13 protein-coding genes and 1 pseudogene are annotated in these 17,087 nt (G+C 55.1%); 5 read left to right on the plus strand and 9 right to left on the minus strand.

Annotated features, from left to right (window positions below):
• Window positions 1-334 precede the first annotated feature (334 nt).
• On the plus strand, window positions 335-1,456 hold the full coding sequence (locus ACL2XQ_RS04680; protein WP_413722208.1) for a JmjC domain-containing protein: 1,122 nt from the start codon (window positions 335-337) through the stop codon (window positions 1,454-1,456).
• Window positions 1,457-1,644: 188 nt separating this feature from the next.
• Here the strand turns inward: ACL2XQ_RS04680 and ACL2XQ_RS04685 are convergent, their stop codons facing one another.
• Window positions 1,645-1,938 carry a CsbD family protein gene (locus tag ACL2XQ_RS04685; RefSeq protein ID WP_410016270.1) on the minus strand — a complete coding sequence of 98 codons (294 nt, stop codon included), beginning with the start codon at window positions 1,936-1,938 and terminating at the stop codon, window positions 1,645-1,647.
• 913 nt (window positions 1,939-2,851) lie between these two features.
• Between ACL2XQ_RS04685 and ACL2XQ_RS04690 the strand changes: the two genes are divergently transcribed.
• Window positions 2,852-6,676 (plus strand): NAD(P)-binding protein, encoded by a 3,825-nt coding sequence (locus tag ACL2XQ_RS04690; protein ID WP_413740093.1) that lies wholly within the window; start codon window positions 2,852-2,854, stop codon window positions 6,674-6,676.
• A gap of 118 nt (window positions 6,677-6,794) precedes the next feature.
• The gene (locus tag ACL2XQ_RS04695; RefSeq protein WP_413722210.1) at window positions 6,795-7,427 is read left to right on the plus strand and encodes an aspartate/glutamate racemase family protein; all 633 of its coding nucleotides are present in this window, start codon (window positions 6,795-6,797) and stop codon (window positions 7,425-7,427) included.
• Between the two features lie 128 nt (window positions 7,428-7,555).
• Here ACL2XQ_RS04695 and ACL2XQ_RS04700 read toward each other — a convergent pair whose 3' ends face one another.
• From ACL2XQ_RS04700 to ACL2XQ_RS04720, 5 genes are all read right to left on the minus strand, one after another.
• Window positions 7,556-8,572 carry an ABC transporter permease gene (locus tag ACL2XQ_RS04700; RefSeq protein WP_413727095.1) on the minus strand — a complete coding sequence of 339 codons (1,017 nt, stop codon included), beginning with the start codon at window positions 8,570-8,572 and terminating at the stop codon, window positions 7,556-7,558.
• Window positions 8,565-10,121, minus strand: coding sequence for a sugar ABC transporter ATP-binding protein (locus ACL2XQ_RS04705; RefSeq protein ID WP_413722212.1), 1,557 nt, complete (start codon window positions 10,119-10,121; stop codon window positions 8,565-8,567). The genes ACL2XQ_RS04700 and ACL2XQ_RS04705 overlap by 8 nt, the downstream gene beginning before the upstream one ends.
• A 182-nt stretch (window positions 10,122-10,303) precedes the next feature.
• Entirely contained in the window at window positions 10,304-11,266 is a 963-nt protein-coding gene (locus ACL2XQ_RS04710; protein ID WP_413722213.1) for a sugar ABC transporter substrate-binding protein, read from the minus strand.
• A 153-nt stretch (window positions 11,267-11,419) separates the two neighbouring features.
• A complete protein-coding gene (locus ACL2XQ_RS04715; protein ID WP_413722214.1) occupies window positions 11,420-12,625 on the minus strand; it encodes a PfkB family carbohydrate kinase in 1,206 nt (401 codons plus the stop codon).
• A gap of 360 nt (window positions 12,626-12,985) precedes the next feature.
• Entirely contained in the window at window positions 12,986-13,462 is a 477-nt protein-coding gene (locus tag ACL2XQ_RS04720; RefSeq protein WP_410016263.1) for a carboxymuconolactone decarboxylase family protein, read from the minus strand.
• A gap of 134 nt (window positions 13,463-13,596) precedes the next feature.
• Here ACL2XQ_RS04720 and ACL2XQ_RS04725 point away from each other — a divergent pair, with 134 nt between their 5' ends.
• A complete protein-coding gene (locus tag ACL2XQ_RS04725; protein WP_413740094.1) occupies window positions 13,597-14,496 on the plus strand; it encodes a LysR family transcriptional regulator in 900 nt (299 codons plus the stop codon).
• 42 nt (window positions 14,497-14,538) lie between these two features.
• On the opposite strand, the gene ACL2XQ_RS04730 is transcribed toward ACL2XQ_RS04725, so the two are convergent.
• The gene (locus tag ACL2XQ_RS04730) at window positions 14,539-15,027 is read right to left on the minus strand and encodes an RrF2 family transcriptional regulator (RefSeq protein ID WP_410016261.1); all 489 of its coding nucleotides are present in this window, start codon (window positions 15,025-15,027) and stop codon (window positions 14,539-14,541) included.
• 152 nt (window positions 15,028-15,179) lie between these two features.
• Here ACL2XQ_RS04730 and ACL2XQ_RS04735 point away from each other — a divergent pair, with 152 nt between their 5' ends.
• Window positions 15,180-15,677: a cupin domain-containing protein gene (locus ACL2XQ_RS04735; protein WP_413740095.1), complete on the plus strand. Its 498-nt coding sequence runs from the start codon at window positions 15,180-15,182 to the stop codon at window positions 15,675-15,677.
• A gap of 126 nt (window positions 15,678-15,803) precedes the next feature.
• Here the strand turns inward: ACL2XQ_RS04735 and ACL2XQ_RS04740 are convergent, their stop codons facing one another.
• Together ACL2XQ_RS04740 and ACL2XQ_RS04745 are read right to left on the minus strand one after the other, a co-directional pair.
• Window positions 15,804-16,775 carry an alpha/beta hydrolase gene (locus ACL2XQ_RS04740; RefSeq protein WP_413740096.1) on the minus strand — a complete coding sequence of 324 codons (972 nt, stop codon included), beginning with the start codon at window positions 16,773-16,775 and terminating at the stop codon, window positions 15,804-15,806.
• An 87-nt stretch (window positions 16,776-16,862) separates the two neighbouring features.
• Window positions 16,863-17,020, minus strand: a pseudogene (locus ACL2XQ_RS04745) (GMC oxidoreductase); the annotation flags it as partial.
• Window positions 17,021-17,087: the final 67 nt, after the last annotated feature.

Raw genomic sequence — 17,087 nt, forward strand, 5'->3', positions numbered from 1 at the left:
CGCTATCAGGGACGATGAGGCTGTACCATAGCGCGCTTATCAACGGGGTTCTCAATCACTGCACCTATTGTCGCAGGCCCGGCATCCTCCTCCGGGCCTGCAAGCGTCAGTCGTTCAGCTTTACCTCACTGATGTCTTGAATAAATATGGTAAAATATCAGTCAATTACTCCAGATGGCGTCACGCATTACTAGCGTGGGAAAACGCGCAGGACATCTTTTGACGGCGGCGGTTATTTTGCTTTGCTGAACGCCCAGGTTGACCCATGACAAGGCGGCACCCGCGTGCGGCCCTTTATAATCAGGCCCGTTTGTTTTCTTATTGGCGTGCAAGCATGGCTTATCAACTTAATCTCAATTGGCCCGAGTTTTTAGAGAAATATTGGCAAAAACAACCCGTTATATTAAAAAACGCCTTCCCGGATTTTGTCGATCCCATTACGCCGGACGAATTGGCCGGCCTGGCGATGGAGGCAGAGGTTGACAGCCGGCTGGTCAGCCATGCAAATGGCCAGTGGCAGGCCAGCAATGGGCCGTTCGAGCATTTTGATAATCTGGGAGAAACCGGCTGGTCGCTTTTGGCCCAAGCCGTTAACCACTGGCATGCCCCGTCTGCCGAGCTGGTGCGTCCGTTTCGCGTGCTGCCGGACTGGCGTTTAGACGACCTGATGATTTCTTTTTCCGTGCCGGGCGGCGGCGTCGGACCGCATATCGATCAGTACGATGTCTTTATCATCCAGGGGATGGGACGCCGCCGCTGGCGTGTCGGCGCTAAACTGCCCCTGAAGCAGTTTTGCCCGCATCCGGCGCTGCTGCACGTCGAGCCGTTTATGCCCATCATTGATGAAGACCTTGCGCCCGGCGATATTTTATACATTCCGCCCGGTTTTCCGCACGACGGTTTCACTCACGAAACCGCCCTTAACTATTCCGTAGGCTTTCGCGGACCAAACGGCAGGGATTTAATCAGCAGCTTCGCCGACTATGCGCTGGAAAACGATCTGGGCGGCGAGCACTACAGCGATCCTGATTTAACGTGCCGGGAACATCCGGGCCGTGTCGAAAATGCTGAATTGGACCGTCTGCGCGCGATGATGATCGAGATGATCAATCAGCCGGAAGATTTTGCCCAGTGGTTTGGCCGCTTCGCGACGACCCCGCGCCACGAGCTGGATATCGCGCCCGCACAGCCGCTCTACAAGGAAGATGAGATTGTCGGCGCCCTTATGGCGGGCAAGGTTCTGACGCGCTTGGGCGGCTTGCGGGTCCTGCAGGTCGGCGAGAGCTTTTTCGTCAACAGCGAACGGCTGGAAACGGCCGATCCCGCAGGCGCCGACGCCCTGTGCCGCCACACCCTTATCGGTAAGGAAGCGCTGGGCAAGGCGCTGGACAACCCGGCTTTCGTTACGGCGTTAACCGCGCTGGTTAATCAGGGTTATTGGTTCCTTGACGAATAGATTACAGGCGCCGTGAATGGCATTTTCAGGGATGTCCGCGCACCAACGCATCGACGCGACAGGGCATTGCCGGCGGAGAAACAGCGGTAATGATTACCAAGGCTGCTTGGAGCGGGCCCGGCAACGATCGTCACGGGCAGTGTGGGTGAATCCAGGAAGGAAAGGGGCGCTGGACACGCCCCATGATCTTATTTGCTGCGGCCCAGGATAAAGCCGAGCAGCAGTCCGATGGTGCCGATGGCGGCAAGTCCCACCAGCGGGTTTTCACGGACATGTTCCCTAACACCGGCAGCCGCATCGTTTAATGCTTCGGAGACTTTCGCCGTGGCCTGCCTGGCGGCGCCTTTAGCTTCTTGTTCGGGGGAATCTACGGCCTCGCCGAATTTTTTCTGGGCAGCCCCAGCGAATTGTTCTGCTTTGTTCTTTGCCTTGTCGGCAACATCACCGATGGTATCATTATTGGTTTTTGTGATCTCAGACATAACTTTCCCTCCTTTAATTATCGACAAGAATAAGCGTAGTTAAGTTTTGCTAATAGACATAATCGCAGGCCAGCTTTCGGACTATTGGAATATTGCAAAGCCCATCCCGGGTCGGCGGCATGGCCGCTACGCTGAAAAGGCCTTGTCCAGGCGAGCATACCGGCAGTCAGAACCGCGGCTGGAAACGGGCAAAAGAAATGTGGGCGATAGCCCAGGCTTGTCCCTGGCCGGATGGCGGGTTCTGCTGACGATTCCACGGTGGCGTAACTGGCGTTACTAAGGCAATAACCGGCCACCGCTTTGCGCCTGCGCAGCGTCAGGCGACTGGGGTCATCGCCAGGGGGATCTGCGAAAACGCTGATCATGGCGGTATTCAGCGGATAATGCCTTATCCTTAACGGCATCGATAAGCTGCTGTAAAAATTAATATAATCCACCGCGGTGCATCTATAATGCACTATCGCAATGCACTATCGCGAACAATACTCTGGTACTGTTTAACGCCACTTAAGATAAATAGTTATATCTTCTAAGGTGTTAATCTTATTTAAGCGCAGCGGTAATATTTAATTTTTATTAAAAACAGATAGCTAGTTAATAATTGTAAAAAATAATACATGACGGGTTAGCGAAAATTTCGCCATGTTCTATAGTATGGTAAAAGAAAGGTAAGCTTTGTTTAAGTCTCTCCCGCCATTTTGCCGCGAGACGCGTTATTCATGGATATGCTTTGTTAGTGACAGGCATTCGGCGTCTGTATTTCTGTTTTAAATAAAAAATATCAATTATTTGAATTTTGTTATCCGGCAAGTCAGCGGGGTCTTCATGCCCCATGCCTGAATATTAGTTAGAACGCATAATTTCCACGGCCGATTAACAAAGAGATAAAGTTTTAATATCTAGAGGCGGCGGCATGACTATTTTCAGCAGTTTTTGGCAGGCGGGATTTGAAGCTGCGGATCATCGCAACCGGCTGGGTGAAACACTGGCATTAAACGAGGCAACCGGGCACATAGAACGCGTTCTGCAGGATTATAACGCGTTAAAAGCATTTAATATTACAACGGTTCGAGAAAGTGTCGGCTGGCGCCTGGTTGAAAGTAAGGAGGGTTATGATTTTTCTTCCCTGGCGGTCCGGATGGCAGCGGCAAATAAATCAGGGATGCAACTATGCTGGACGATATGCCATTACGGTTGGCCGGAAGATATTGATGTGTTTTCGCCAGACTTTGTTTCCCGCTTCGCCCGTTTATGCGGCGCCGTGGCCGCGTTTTTACGGCCTTATTATTCCCATGCCCCCGTCTATTCGCCGATAAATGAAATCTCTTTTACCAGTTGGGGTATTTCGGTGGGGTTATTTCCATGTTCCGCGCCGCCCGGCGTGGAGATAGGAAAATCAAGTAAACGCCAATTGGTTCGGGCAAGTCTTGCCGCATGTGATGCTATTTGGGCAGCGGATCCCCGGGCGCGGATTCTACATTGTGACCCGATTATTTTTACCGTGGCTTCGGATAGCCGCCCTGAGGGGATGCGGCAGGCCGCTGATTGGCAAGCCGCCCAGTTTGAATCCTGGGACATGCTGTCAGGCGTTAGCGCGCCTGAATTGGGCGGCGCGCCGCGCTATCTGGATATCATTGGAGCCAATTATTATCATGATAACCAATGGGAAAGCGAAAATAACCAACGGCTCTTCTGGCATTTGGGCGACCCGCGGCGCCGTCCCCTGCACGATATGTTACAAGAGCTCTACCATCGCTACAAACGACCCCTACTCCTGGCGGAAACCAGTCACGTGGGCAGCGGACGCGGAGCCTGGATAGGCCAGATTGCCGCCGATATCGCCCAGGCGCAAATAGCGGGAGTCGAGCTGCTGGGCATTTGTCTTTATCCCATTATCGACCGACCTGACTGGGAAAATAAGAACGTCTGGCACCATAGCGGATTATGGGACCTCGACCGTGAGGGGCCGGACCCGCTGGCTCGGATACTGGATGCTGTTTATGCCTCTGCTCTCCTGCGAGCCCAGCATATGCTGGCGCTTTTCCAAAGACAATTAGGCGTATTAGCAAGCGCCGGAGAAAATACTTATATTATGAAAAATATATACGTTTTTAGCCATCTGCGGTGGGATTTCGTTTTTCAACGCCCTCAGCATCTCATGACGCGCCTGGCGCAACATTATCGCATCTTTTTTATAGAAGAACCTATTTTCTCTCTGCTGGAACCAGGCCTGAATATAACGACCCCGGCGCCGAATATCACTGTTGTCCAGCCGCATACGCCTATACAGGCTGCAGGTTTCCATGATAGCCAGATTCCCTATATTCAACAGCTTCTTGCTGAGTTAATGCCAGAAAACGAGATGCCCATCGTCTGGTTTTATACGCCTATGGCGTTGCCGTTACTGGCTGTCTTTACTCCTGCGCTGGTTATTTATGATTGCATGGATGAGCTGTCTGCATTTGAAAAAGCGCCCAGACAACTTATGCAACGCGAATCCGCCTTGCTGGCGCGTGCCGATATCGTTTTTACCGGCGGTCCCAGTTTATATGCCGCCAAGGCGGGGCGACATCCTAATGTGCACTGTTTTGCCAGCAGCGTGGATACCATTCATTTTGAACAAGCCCGGGACAGGACAAATCATCATCCGCTCCAGGATCAACTGCCCCATCCGCGGCTGGGGTATTTCGGCGTGATTGATGAACGCATGGATCTGGCTTTGCTTGCGGCCCTGGCGGATGCGCATCCGCAATGGCAGTTGATAATGGTTGGGCCGGTAGTCAAAATAGATCCTGCTTTCCTTCCCCAGCGGCCTAATATTCATTACTTTGGCATGCAGCCTTATCAGGCATTGCCCCAGTTTCTTGCCGGGTGGGATGTCTGCTTAATGCCTTTTGCCCTGAACGCATCAACGCGTTTTATCAGCCCGACCAAGGTGCTTGAATATATGGCGGCGTTATTGCCGGTGGTGAGCAGCGCCATTACCGATGTTGAGGAACCTTATGGTCATGTCGTCGCTATCGGACAGGATCACGCAGGCTTTATTCGCGCTTGTGAAGACGCGCTGGCGATACCGCCGGCATCCCGGGCAATGCAACAGCAGCAAATGAAAGCCATTGTTGATGCGACCTCCTGGGACAAAACAGCGCAGGCGATGCATGAGTTAATAGAAAATGAGCTGACCGTTTCGCCATCTCGTCCTACAGCGGACACGCCTGTCGCGCAGGCGGAGCAAGGATTGCCGGTAACGCCGGCTTTACGGCTGACGCCGCCCCACCCGGCAAGCGCATCGCCGGTCCGCTGTCTTATCCTCGGCGCGGGGCCGACGGGGCTGAGCGCTGCATATCATTATGGTTCGGGGGCCCTGCTGCTTGAACGCAACAAGACGGTAGGCGGATGGTGCCGTTCCGTCGAAGATCGCGGCTTCACCTTTGATTATGCAGGGCATATCATGTTTTCCAATGATCCCTATGTCCTCGCCATGTATGACATGCTGTTGGGCGATAATATCCATTGGCAAGAGCGTGAGGCATGGATTTACACCGACGGTATTTACACCCGTTATCCCTTTCAGGGCGCGTTGCATGGACTGCCGGCCGCTATCATAAAGGAATGTATCCTTGGGGCGATAGCGGCGCGTTATGAACCGCCCGGCGGCGGCGCGCCGATGCTAAAAGAACGCTGCGTTACCCATGGCGTGGAGGAGCATGGCACGCATACGGACTGCTGCGCCGATGGCGCGGTACCGGATTTTGTTCTTGGCCGCGCCACCGACCGGCATGGACGGAAAGAAGATTTTGAGCAGTTTATCTACCGGACCTGGGGTGCGGGCATCGCCAGGCATTTCGCCATTCCTTACAATAAGAAATTATGGACGGTTCCGCTCGCGGATATGGAAACCTCCTGGCTGGGCGGGCGTGTGCCGCTGCCTGACCTGGCGCAAATCATTGAAGGCGCCCTGGGGTCGACAGCCAAGCCCATGGGACCTAATGCGCGCTTCGGGTATCCGCTGCGTGGCGGCTTTCAGGCGTTGATGTCGGGTTTCCTGCCGCATATCGGCGGTACGGTTGAAACCGGCGCCGAGGTGAAGCAAATCCTGGCGCACCAGCATATCGCCGTCCTGGCCGACGGCAGGCAATACAGTTATGAGCAGTTGATCAGCACCATGCCGCTGCCGGAATTGATACGCATCATCGGAGACGAGGTTCCTGTAGACGTCAGGGCGGCGGCGGCCGGGTTACGCCATGTGTCGGTCCGCTGCGTCAACCTGGGTATCGGTCGCGCAAATTTGACCGATAAACATTGGATTTATTTTGCCGGCAATACCGTTTTTCATCGGATTTTCGTCCAGGGCAACGCCAGTCCCTTATGCAACCCTCCCGGCGGGTGCGGATTGACCTGCGAAATAAGCTATTCACCGCTCAAACCGCTCCCCGCAGAAGGAAAACAGCTTATCGACAGGTGCATCGCCGAGTGTATTGCCGTGGGGATGTTTAGCGCGGAGGATACTGTTATCACGGCTAACCAAATTGACATTCCTTATGCCTACGTGATTTACGATCATGCCCGTGAACAGAATATTGCCACGGTGCGTCAGTGGCTATTGCTTCACGATATCGTGCTGTCAGGGCGCTACAGTGAATGGGAGTATTATAATTCCGACCATGCTTTCATCGCCGGGAAAACAGCGGCTGAAAAGGTGAAAAGCCGTGCCTATCGGCAGGGCGCGGGATCCTAGGAACGGATGATGCTAAGGTTAAACATATCACTGCCGGCCGGCGTTATCGTTTACGGGCGCTACCCTGTATGCTGACGTTCTGGCCGCGGGCTATTGTGGTGTTTAACAGGAGTTTTTTATGCTGGGCATTATCAGAGTTTTAACCCATGACGATCGGGCCTTTGTGGAAGAGCATGGCCGTCTGATCCAACAGCAATATGGGACGATATCCCTGAGTCGTTGCATCCCCGACCAACGCCAAGGTATTTATGACGATGCCAGCCAGTCCTTGGCAATACCGAAAATTATCGCGCTGGGACAGGCGCTGCAGGCGGAAGGCTGTAATGCCTTATTCCTGAGCTGTGCGGCCGATCCGGGACTGGCGGAACTGCGCCGGGCGGTGACCATTCCCGTCATCGGCGCCGGCAGCGCGTCCGCAAGCGTGGCCGCCATGCTTAAACGTCCTGTGGCGGTGATGGGGATAGGGGCCGGCGCGCCGGCGCCGTTTAAACAACTGCTTGGCGAAGCGGTGGTTTATGCGCGGCCGGAAGGGGTTTTCAACACGACGGATCTTCTCAGCGCGCAGGGGCGGGAAAGCGCGCTGGCTTGCGCCGATACGCTTTATCGCCAGGGCGCGGAAGTCATTGCTTTTTCCTGTACGGGGTTTTCCACCATCGCCCTGGCCGACAGCATCCGCCGTCATTTAGGCAAGATAGCCATTGATGCGGTCAGCGCGGCGGGGTTGTTTATCAGCCAACTGACGCCGCGTTAAAATCACCTGTCGCCGGCTCCTGGCGCTAGGTTAAAGAGGGGGGGGGCCGCTGTTTTCATCAGGGCATAGCTCAACAGAGCCGATGTCTATGCCCTCGGATGTGCCGTGCGCGGCACCGGGTCGGGGCGTTATTTTTTTTGCCGCTGGCTGCGGTAGGTGTCCAGCACCACGGCCACAATGATGACCGCGCCGGTAATGACCCGTTTCGTCGGTTCGCTTGCGCCTATTTGCGCCAGTCCCGCCGCCAGCACTGAAATAATCAAAGCGCCCAGGAAGGTGCAAATGACGGAACCGCGTCCGCCCATCAGGCTGGTGCCGCCGATGACGACGGCGGCTATCACCTGCAGTTCCATACCCACGCCGCCGTTGGGGTCCGCCGCTTCGAGACGGGCGACCTGGAACAGCGACGCCAGGCCGGATAATCCCCCCATCAGGGCAAATACCGCGATTTTATAGGGACCGGGATTGATTCCCGCCAGGCGTACGGCTTCCTCATTGGTGCCGATGCCAATAAGATGGCGGCCGAAAATGGTACGGGTTAATGCCAGGTGCCCTAATAAAATCACCAGGGCGGCGATCACAAACGATGGCGAGATCCCAAGGACAATCGGATCGGCCAGATAATCAAAAATTGAACCGATATAGGCCGTCCGGGAATCGGTTAATTGATAGGCCGCTCCCCGCGCCATTTCCAGCATGCCCAACGACACGATAAACGAAGGGATACGCCAGAAGACCGTGATAAATCCGGTAAGCGAGCCCACGAGCGTCGCCAGCGCCACGCCCGACAGCGCGGCAAGCCAGGGATTCCAGTGCAGATTGAGGTAGGTGACGCTGACAACGGCGGCGGCTAATGCCAGCAGCGAGCCCACGGAAAGATCGATGCCCGCGATGATCAACACAAAGGTCATCCCTACCGACATCACCATTAAATCCGGGATCTGATTGGCAATGGTGCTGAAGGTATTCATGCTTAAAAAATGATCGCTGAGAAAGGAAAACAGCACGATCATCGCCAGCAGCGCGCCGATCAGTCCCAGATAACTGCTCAGGCCCCGCCAGGTAGAGGGCGATAACCTTTTTTCCGCCTGTAGTGATTCCCTATTCAGCGGCCCGGTGTGATGAGATAATGGTGTTTTACGCATCGAGTGGTTTCCCTGGGCCGGCCTGGGTGGCGGCAACCTTTTCTGTTTGTTGATAGCCGGAAAATGCCGCGGCCAGAATACCGTCCTGCGTCCAGGCGCCGCGTGTAAACAGGCCTGCTAATTTCCCGGCGGAAAGGACGGCGATACGGTCGCAAATCAGCATTAATTCGCGCAGGTCGCTGGACACGACGATCAGGCCTTTGCCGTCCTGGGTTAGCTCATTCATGAGTAAATAGATATCCCGTTTGGCCCCCACGTCTATCCCGCGCGTTGGTTCGTCAAATAAAATGACGTCGCAGTTGCGCTCCAGCCAGCGGCTGATCAGCACCTTCTGCTGGTTGCCTCCGGACAAGCTTTCGACCGGCTGGCCGCTGCCCGTGGCGCGAATGCCCAGGTTGTCGATGTGTTTTTGCGCCAAACGCTGTTCATGGCGCGCGTTGACCACGGAGAAGCGGCTTATTTTATCGCGGTTTCCCAGGGAGATATTGGCGGCGATAGACTGCGGCAATAGCAACCCCTCGCCTTTGCGATCTTCGGTAACCAGCGCAATCCGGTGGCGGATCGCGTCGGCGGGGGAGCGAAGGGTGACCGGCAGCAGCGGATCGCCCACGGATAATTGCCCGTGCTCCACCGGGTCCGCACCAAATATGGCGCGCAATAATTCGGTCCGTCCCGCGCCAACCAATCCACCGATCCCCAGGACTTCGCCACGATGCAGGGTCAATGAAACGTCCTGGATAATATGACCCCGCCTGAAGTGCTCTACTTTTAAAATGGGCGCGCCCTGCCGGCGCGCGCTGATATCCAGGGTACTTTCCAGATCGCGACCCACCATTAACGACACCAGTTGGTCGCTGCTGTAGCGTCTGATATCGTCTGTGCACACGACATGGCCATCCCGTAAGACGGTAACATCGTCGGCAATCATCGCCAGTTCATCCAGACGATGGGAAATATAGATAAGCGAGACGCCGCGCTGCTTAAAGCGCTTAATTTGGCTGAACAATAATTCGACTTCGCGACTGGTCAGCATCGCTGTCGGTTCGTCTAAAATAAGGATGCGGCTTTCACCGATTAAGTTACGGGCAATCTCAATCATTTGCTGATGGCCCAGGCCAAGTTCACCGACCAGCGTATCCGGGTCAATCATTTGCAGGCCCACCAGCGCCATTACCGGCCGGGCCATGTCGCGCAGGCGTTTGCGATTGATCCAGCCCGCGCGGTGAGGTAATTGATCGATAAATAAGTTTTCCGCCACCGAAAGGGTTGGCAGCAGGTTGAGCTCTTGCATCACCATGCGGATACCTCTTTTTTCCGCGTCTTTTCTGCTCGCCGGCGTATAAGGCTGGCCCTGGTACAGCATAGTGCCCGTGGTGGGTATGACCAGGCCGCCGATTATTTTGGATAACGTGCTTTTACCCGCGCCGTTTTCACCCGTCAGCGCCAGGACTTTTCCCGGGTATAATTTCAGGTTCACATCCGTCAGCACCGGCTCGCTATAGGTTTTGCCGATACCCTTTATTGCTAGAATTTCATGCCGGTCTGTCATATTCAGGGTTATCCGGTGATGGCAGCATAACTGCGTTAACGGGCGGGTCAAAATACCGGGAACAGGTGCGCTTTGTTTGGCGCTAACCCTTGGCGTTTAACGCTGCCGCGGCGTGAGCGGCAACGTTAAACCACAGGGATATTCCGGTCCCAGGCATCAGCACCGCTCAGCGGCCCGGGTGTTTATTGCTTGACGATCAGTTTGACCGGCGTTTCTACGCTGCTGGCCAGTTCGCTTTGCTTTTTCCCGTTTTCCAGGGCGGTTAACGCGGCATTGATACCAAAAACCGCCTGCTGAGAGGCAAACTGATCGGCGGTCGCCAATACCCGCCCATCGGCCAGCATCGGTTTGATCGCCGCGATATTGTCATAGCCCACCACCTGGACCTGGCCCTTTTTCCCGGCTGCGCGAACCGCGGAAACCGCGCCCAGCGCCATATTATCGTTATCCGCCAATAACGCCTTGATATTGGGGTATTCGCTTAACATCGCCGCGGCAATGGCATTGGCATTATTAATCTCCCACTGTCCGGACTGTACCGACACGACTTTTATGCCTGCCTGCGCCATGGCATCCTGGTAGCCCTGCGTGCGCTGCTGGGAATTGGTCGAGGTAGGGATGCCTTCAATAATGCCCACCTGATCGCCGGCCTTAAGATGTTTTGCTAAATAATCCCCGATGCTTTTAGCGCCTTTACGGTTATCCGGGCCGACAAAGGGCACATTTAAGCCTTTGTCCTTCAGAACGGCGGCATCAAACTGATTATCGATATTGATAACAATAATGCCGGCATCAATCGCTTTTTTAACCACGGGTACCAGGGCTTTGGAGTCCGACGGGGCAATAATAATGGCGTCCGCCTTTGACACAATCATCTGTTCCACAATTTGAATCTGATTAGCTGTGTCGGTTTCATTTTTAATGCCGTTGGAAATAAGATCGAATTTATCGGCATGTTGTTTCTGGTAATCTTTCGCACCCGTTTCCATCGTCAGGAAAAATTCATTTGCCAGTGATTTCATGACCAGCGCGATCTTGGGTTTGTGATGCTGCGTGTCAGCGGCGGAAACCGGCAACGCAGCGGCGGCGGAAAACACCAGTACCGCAACGGCACCTATAACTTTAAGAAATGGTACATTTTTCATGAAATTATCCTTTCTAGAGAGACACTATAAAGACAACAGCGTTGCGGTTGCCACAGCCCTGTTGTGCGTATACCCCGTTCCGCCGGCAACGGTACGCAAAACGTGGGTATAAATGAAAAGACCTCCTTTATCGGTGAAACAGCCAATAAGAATCTATTGTTGCATTCGATGATAAACCAGCGAGCTGTTCGGCATATTTGATGCCCCTTTACGCTCGACTTTCAGGGAGGCGAACGCGCAGGCATATCGCACGGCATCGGTTAATTTTTTACCATTGGCTATGCATCCGGCCAATGCGCCGGTAAAAGCATCTCCCGCGCCGCTGGTATCCATTACCGCTGATTTATAGGCGGGAACATAGGTAAAAATATCGCCGTCAAATAATAAACAACCCCGCTCGCCGAGCGTGATGATGACACATTTAGCCCCTTGGTTATGGATGCTTTTCGCCGCGGTTTTTGCTGAATGAATATCGGTGATTGCGATGCCGGACAGCGCTTCCGCCTCGATTTTATTCGGCGTGATAATATCAATTAAATGCAATATTTCCTTCACTTCCGAGACGTAGGGCGCAGGATTCACTACTATTACGCACTGAAATGATTTAGCTTGCATAATGGCAAAGCGGGTAATGGGAAAATTATTCTCCAGCTGGGTTAAAAATACTTTACAGCTCTGGATGATATTTAAATCGAATAAAATATCTTCTTGTGTAAAGGTTTCGTTGGCGCCAAGGTCGATGCTGATCATGTTATCGCCAGTGGTATTGGAAACCCAGACAATGGCGATCCCCGTGGCAGCTATTTCATTTTCAAAAATAGTGAACGAGGAAATTTCAGTATTGGTAATGTATTTTCTCGCTTTCTCTGAAAATTCATCCATTCCCAATTTTATTGCCAGATGAACGTTATTATTTATTTTCGCTGCCGCCACCGCCTGATTGGTTCCTTTGCCGCCGGCATAAAAATGAGTGGACGATGACCGGATGGTTTGACCTATTTGCGGCAACATCATTGTTTCCGATACTATATCGACATTGAACGAGCCGAGAATATAGATGCCGTCGTCGAGAAGCTTTTCTTGTTGATCGGATTCCGTATAAGAATCCATGCTGCTGTCACCCAGGCCTTTGAGAATGGTATTGATGACGGATTTCTCAAAGAGTGATTCATCAGCGACCTCAGCTAACTTAGCGCCGCCGTGAAATAGCATGCAGTTGGCATGTGAACTCAATTCTTTCAGATCATTGCGAATGGTGCGCGTAGTGACGCTTAACTCTTTCGCCAGCTCTGCGACATAGACATTTTTATCCCTCACCAGCTTAACTCGAATCGCTTTTTGTCTTTCGCTTTTGTTCATCAAGTCTTACCCCGGAACCCATAATATGAAATGAGGAACGGTGTTTATCACGCAAAGCTCATAAAAAAGCCTAAAAAAGGGAAAATTTTTTTCCGATTACCGTTTAAACGGCAAGATCAGGAGATGCGTCACATAATAGCATTGGCGCAAGGAGCGACTGGGTTTGGAATAACCCGGGCGCAATACTGGCGTGTCATTGGGACGAGGGCAAACCGTTTTTATTGTGCCCGGGAAAGGGTGACGCAGGGAGCGCCGATCTGGCCGGTACCGCCATTGATAACGATTTTCATCATTGCCTACCTCGCGCCCCGGCCACGGGGCGCTTTGTCGTGATATGACGAAAGCCGCGAATCGGCCGCCTTAACGCAAACCCGCCTTGTCGAGACCGAATACCTTGTCGGCCGAACCCGGTACGGCCCGGAAAGCCACGCCGGCGCGATTCCAGGCGTTAATCGCCATGACGGCGAAAGTCAGATCGGAAATTTCCTTTTCGGAAAATTGGCCGCGCACGTGTTCATAGAGCTCATCCGGCACATCGCCCGACAGTTTGGTGAGGGATTCGGCCCACGCCAACGCCGCGCGCTCGCGCGGTTGGAATAGGGGGGATTCGCGCCAGATTGCCACGTGATGCAGGCGCAGCGCGGACTCTCCGCGGATGGTCGCCTGTTTGATATGCATATCGAGACAGAAACCGCAGCCGTTAAGCTGGGAGGCGCGCACCTCGATCAAATCGATAATTCCCTCCTCGATGACGCCGTTTCGCACGGCGGCCGAGAACGCGATCAATTGCTGATACTGCTCGGGGGACAACTGGGCATAATTGAGACGTTGGGTCATTTGTCATTTCTCCGGGTTATTAAGGATATTTGTTATCCTTATGGATATATAATATCCTTAATTAAGCGCCTGTAAAGCTGCGCCGCAGCGAGACGGCGGCATAGGGGCTATAACCAAAAGTATGGAGCGACCTTATGGACATAGTATCCGCCTTGCGCAGCTTTCTGCGCGTCGCCGAAACCGGCTCGTTTTCCGCCGCCGCCGCCGATCTGGGCGTCACCCAGCCAGCCGTTTCCCGGCAGGTTTCGGCGCTTGAAAGCCATTTAACGATCCGGCTGCTGCACCGGACCACGAGCGGTCTGGCGCTGACGGCCGAGGGGGAACGGGCTATTCCTTTTGCGCTAAGGGTACTGGCGGCCGTCGACGAACTGGGCGACGCGGCCGGCCTGGGCTGCGCCGCCGCCTCGGGCAAGGTGCGCCTGAGCGTGCCGGGGCCGCTGGGGATGTATCTGGGCGGGCTGCTGGCGCCGTTTCTGGCGGCCTATCCCGGTTTGTCCGTTGAACTGGTGCTGCGGGAAAACCCGTCTGACCTGCTGGAAGAGGGGATTGATCTCGAGGTCCGGCTGGGGCCGGTGTTGGCGAATGGGCTGATCTGCCGGCATATCGGGTGGACTACGGCGTTTCTTGTGGCGGCGCCATCCTATCTGTCCCGGAGCGCCGCGCCAAGCGCGCCGGCGGAGTTACAACACCATGAGTGTCTTTACTACAACCGCGGCGGGGAGGGCATGACCTGGTCTTTCTCCGACGGTTCGGCGGAGACGGCCGTGCGGGTGGCGCCAAGGCTGATTTCCAATAATGCGCTTGCGGTGTACCGCGCGGCGCTCTCGGGTGCGAGGCTGGCGATCCTGTCCCATCTCGTTGCCGGCCCCGATATCGCGACGGGCCGGCTTATCGCCGTGATGCCAGGCTTTCCGCCGTCCCGGTTGCCTATGCATGTGGTCTATCTCTCGCGCCGCAATATCCCGCTGCGCGTCAAGGCGGTGCTGGATTTCCTGATGACGGCGGTAGGGGCCGATCCGGCGATGTCCCGGTAGCATGGTGAAAGGACAGCGGCGCGGGATATGGCGTACGCGGTGTCAGCCGGAGTGTTCCAGCAGCCAGTCCATGGTGCGTTTGAGCAGGTCGTCCGGGACATCCTCGGCCAGGGTCAACGCGAGGGAAGCCAGGCTTACGCCCGCGAGGGAATGGCGCCAGGCCGCATCGGCATCCCACATGATGCGCGCTATCGGACAGGGTTTGCTGTCGCAGGTTCCCTTTGCCCGGCAGGGGTTGTTGCCCCGTATTTCATTGCAAATAAACGTCTGGCGTTTACCCTCGACGGCTTCGACGATATCCAGGAAGGTGATCTCAGACGGCGCCCTGGCCAGCCGGTAGCCGCCGCCCGGGCCGAGCGTGGTCGCGACCAGGCCGGCTTGGGAGAGACTTTGCAGCGCTTTCGACAGATATTCCTTCGGCAGGCCGTGAAATTCCGCCAGGGTTTTCGTGGACAAATAGCGTTCCGCCGGCATACCGGCGAGCAGGGCGCAGCAATGGAGGGCCCACTCGACCTGACTCTTGAGGATCATGATTTTATCCGTTACAACACAACGACGGTTACGGATATATAATATCCGTAACTGAGACGTTTTGTAAATATGCCGCCCAAGTAAACCTATTCTGAGCTATTTTTTTGAATAATGGTTCTAACGATACAATCAGCGTAAGGGAGGATCACAATATGCGTCCGGAATTTATCAGGCATTGGCGTGAGCTGGAGGGTGACGACGTGGCGGCCTATGAAGATAGCGGCGAGCGCATGTCGATTGGCGCGCCGTTGGGCCGAATGCTTGGCCTTAGCCGGATTGGTATTCATCACGAACGGCTGCCGCCGGGGCGCCGGACCACCTATCCCCATGCTGAAAGCGCGGAGGAGGAGTTTATCTATGTGCTGGAAGGGCATCCGCATGCCTGGATAAACGGCGTTATGCATCAGCTCTCGCCGGGTGAAGCGGTGGGATTCCCAGCCGGCACAGGCATCTGCCATACCTTTATCAATAACAGCGAACGGGAAGTCCGGCTATTGGTGGTCGGCGAGGCGTCCAAACCCGATAACAGGATCCATTACCCAAAAAACCAGCAATATGAATTGACGCGCAAAGACCGCTGGGTGTCACCGCCAGAGCAGGAATTTGGCGCACATGAGGGCATGCCGGACCGGCCGGAGGGCCAGTCGTAATCAAGATACGATTTGAGTCAGCCGGGGGCCGGATTCAGATAAGCGATGCAGGGCCATTCCCTCTGGTCAAAAAAGGGGCTCCAGGGCAAGAGCGGTCGCATGGGCATGCGTTTGGGATTGCCTGTATCATAAGGCCCCCGGTTGTGCCGGGTTAAAGCGGCTTAAAGAAAGCTGCCGGTCTTTGCGGGCGCGGCGGGCGATATCCGCGTTGGGATCGCCGTTAAAACCATGGAACCCGCCGGGGTAAACGTTCAACGCTACCGGCACGCCCGCGCGGATTAACCTGCGGGCATACTCCAGATTTTCGTCGAGAAACAAATCCAGCGTGCCCACCCCAATCCAGGCTGGCGGCAAACCGCCCAGGTAATTCGCTCTCGCCGCCGCCGCATACATGCAAATATCCTCGCCGCCCGGCTCGGCGCCCAAATACGACTGCCAGCCGAAACGGTTGCTTTCCCGCGTCCAGATAAATTCGCCGGTTACCGGATTAGGATCGGTCTCCACCACCGTGCGATCATCAAGCATCGGGTACATCAGGTTCTGAAAAGCCAGCGCCGGTGCGCCACGGTCCCTGGCGAGCAGCGCCAGCCCGGCGGCCAGTCCCGCGCCGGCGCTGTCGCCCATCACGCCGATATGCCGGGGATCGACGCCCAGTTCACCAGCGTATTGCGCCATCCAGGCCAGCGCGGTAAAACAATCTTCCAGCGGACCGGGGAAGCGCGTCTCGGGCGACAGCCGGTAATCAACCGAGACAACGACGCAATCCTGCCGGCTTGCGGTGAGGCGGGTAAGCGGCAGCGATTGTTCCGGGCTACCCATCAGAAATCCGCCGCCGTGGATATGCAGGATGCCCATCCGGCCTTTTTTCACCGCGAGCGGAGCGATAACCATCACCCGCACCGGCGGCGCGCCGTCCTGCCCGGGGATTGAATGTTCGGTCATGGACAGCGCCAGCCCATCGTCGCGCGCGGCGTTGTCCAGCGCGGCCGCCTGCCGTTGGGCGCGCATCGCCGGCAGGACCTGGGCATCAAGCGCGGGATGTTCCAGTTGTGATAAGAATGGCTGCAGTTCGGGATCGACTAAATGGTAAGTACTCATCCGTGAAGGTCCTTCGGGCGGGTTTACGCTAAAAAATAACACCGCGGCTCGCCGGGAAGCAAGCCGCGGCAGAATTTAACGCTTAACTTATACCTTTACCACCTTCAGCAGATGATCCGCCAAACGCAGGCTTGATGCCGCGCCGGTAAGCGTGGGGTTCATGCAGGAGGTGGAGGCATCACGCTGGTACCGGCAATAAACAGATTAGGGTGATCGTGAGAGTGGCAATGACTGTTTACGACGGAGTGATTGATTATGTTCACGCTGGAAAAAGACAGCTTCGGGCAAACGCCCAAACCTAAGGCCTTCGGT

Origin of the sequence: Sodalis sp. RH14, from assembly GCF_047324285.1 — a bacterium.
Classification (GTDB): Bacteria; Pseudomonadota; Gammaproteobacteria; order Enterobacterales; family Enterobacteriaceae; genus Acerihabitans.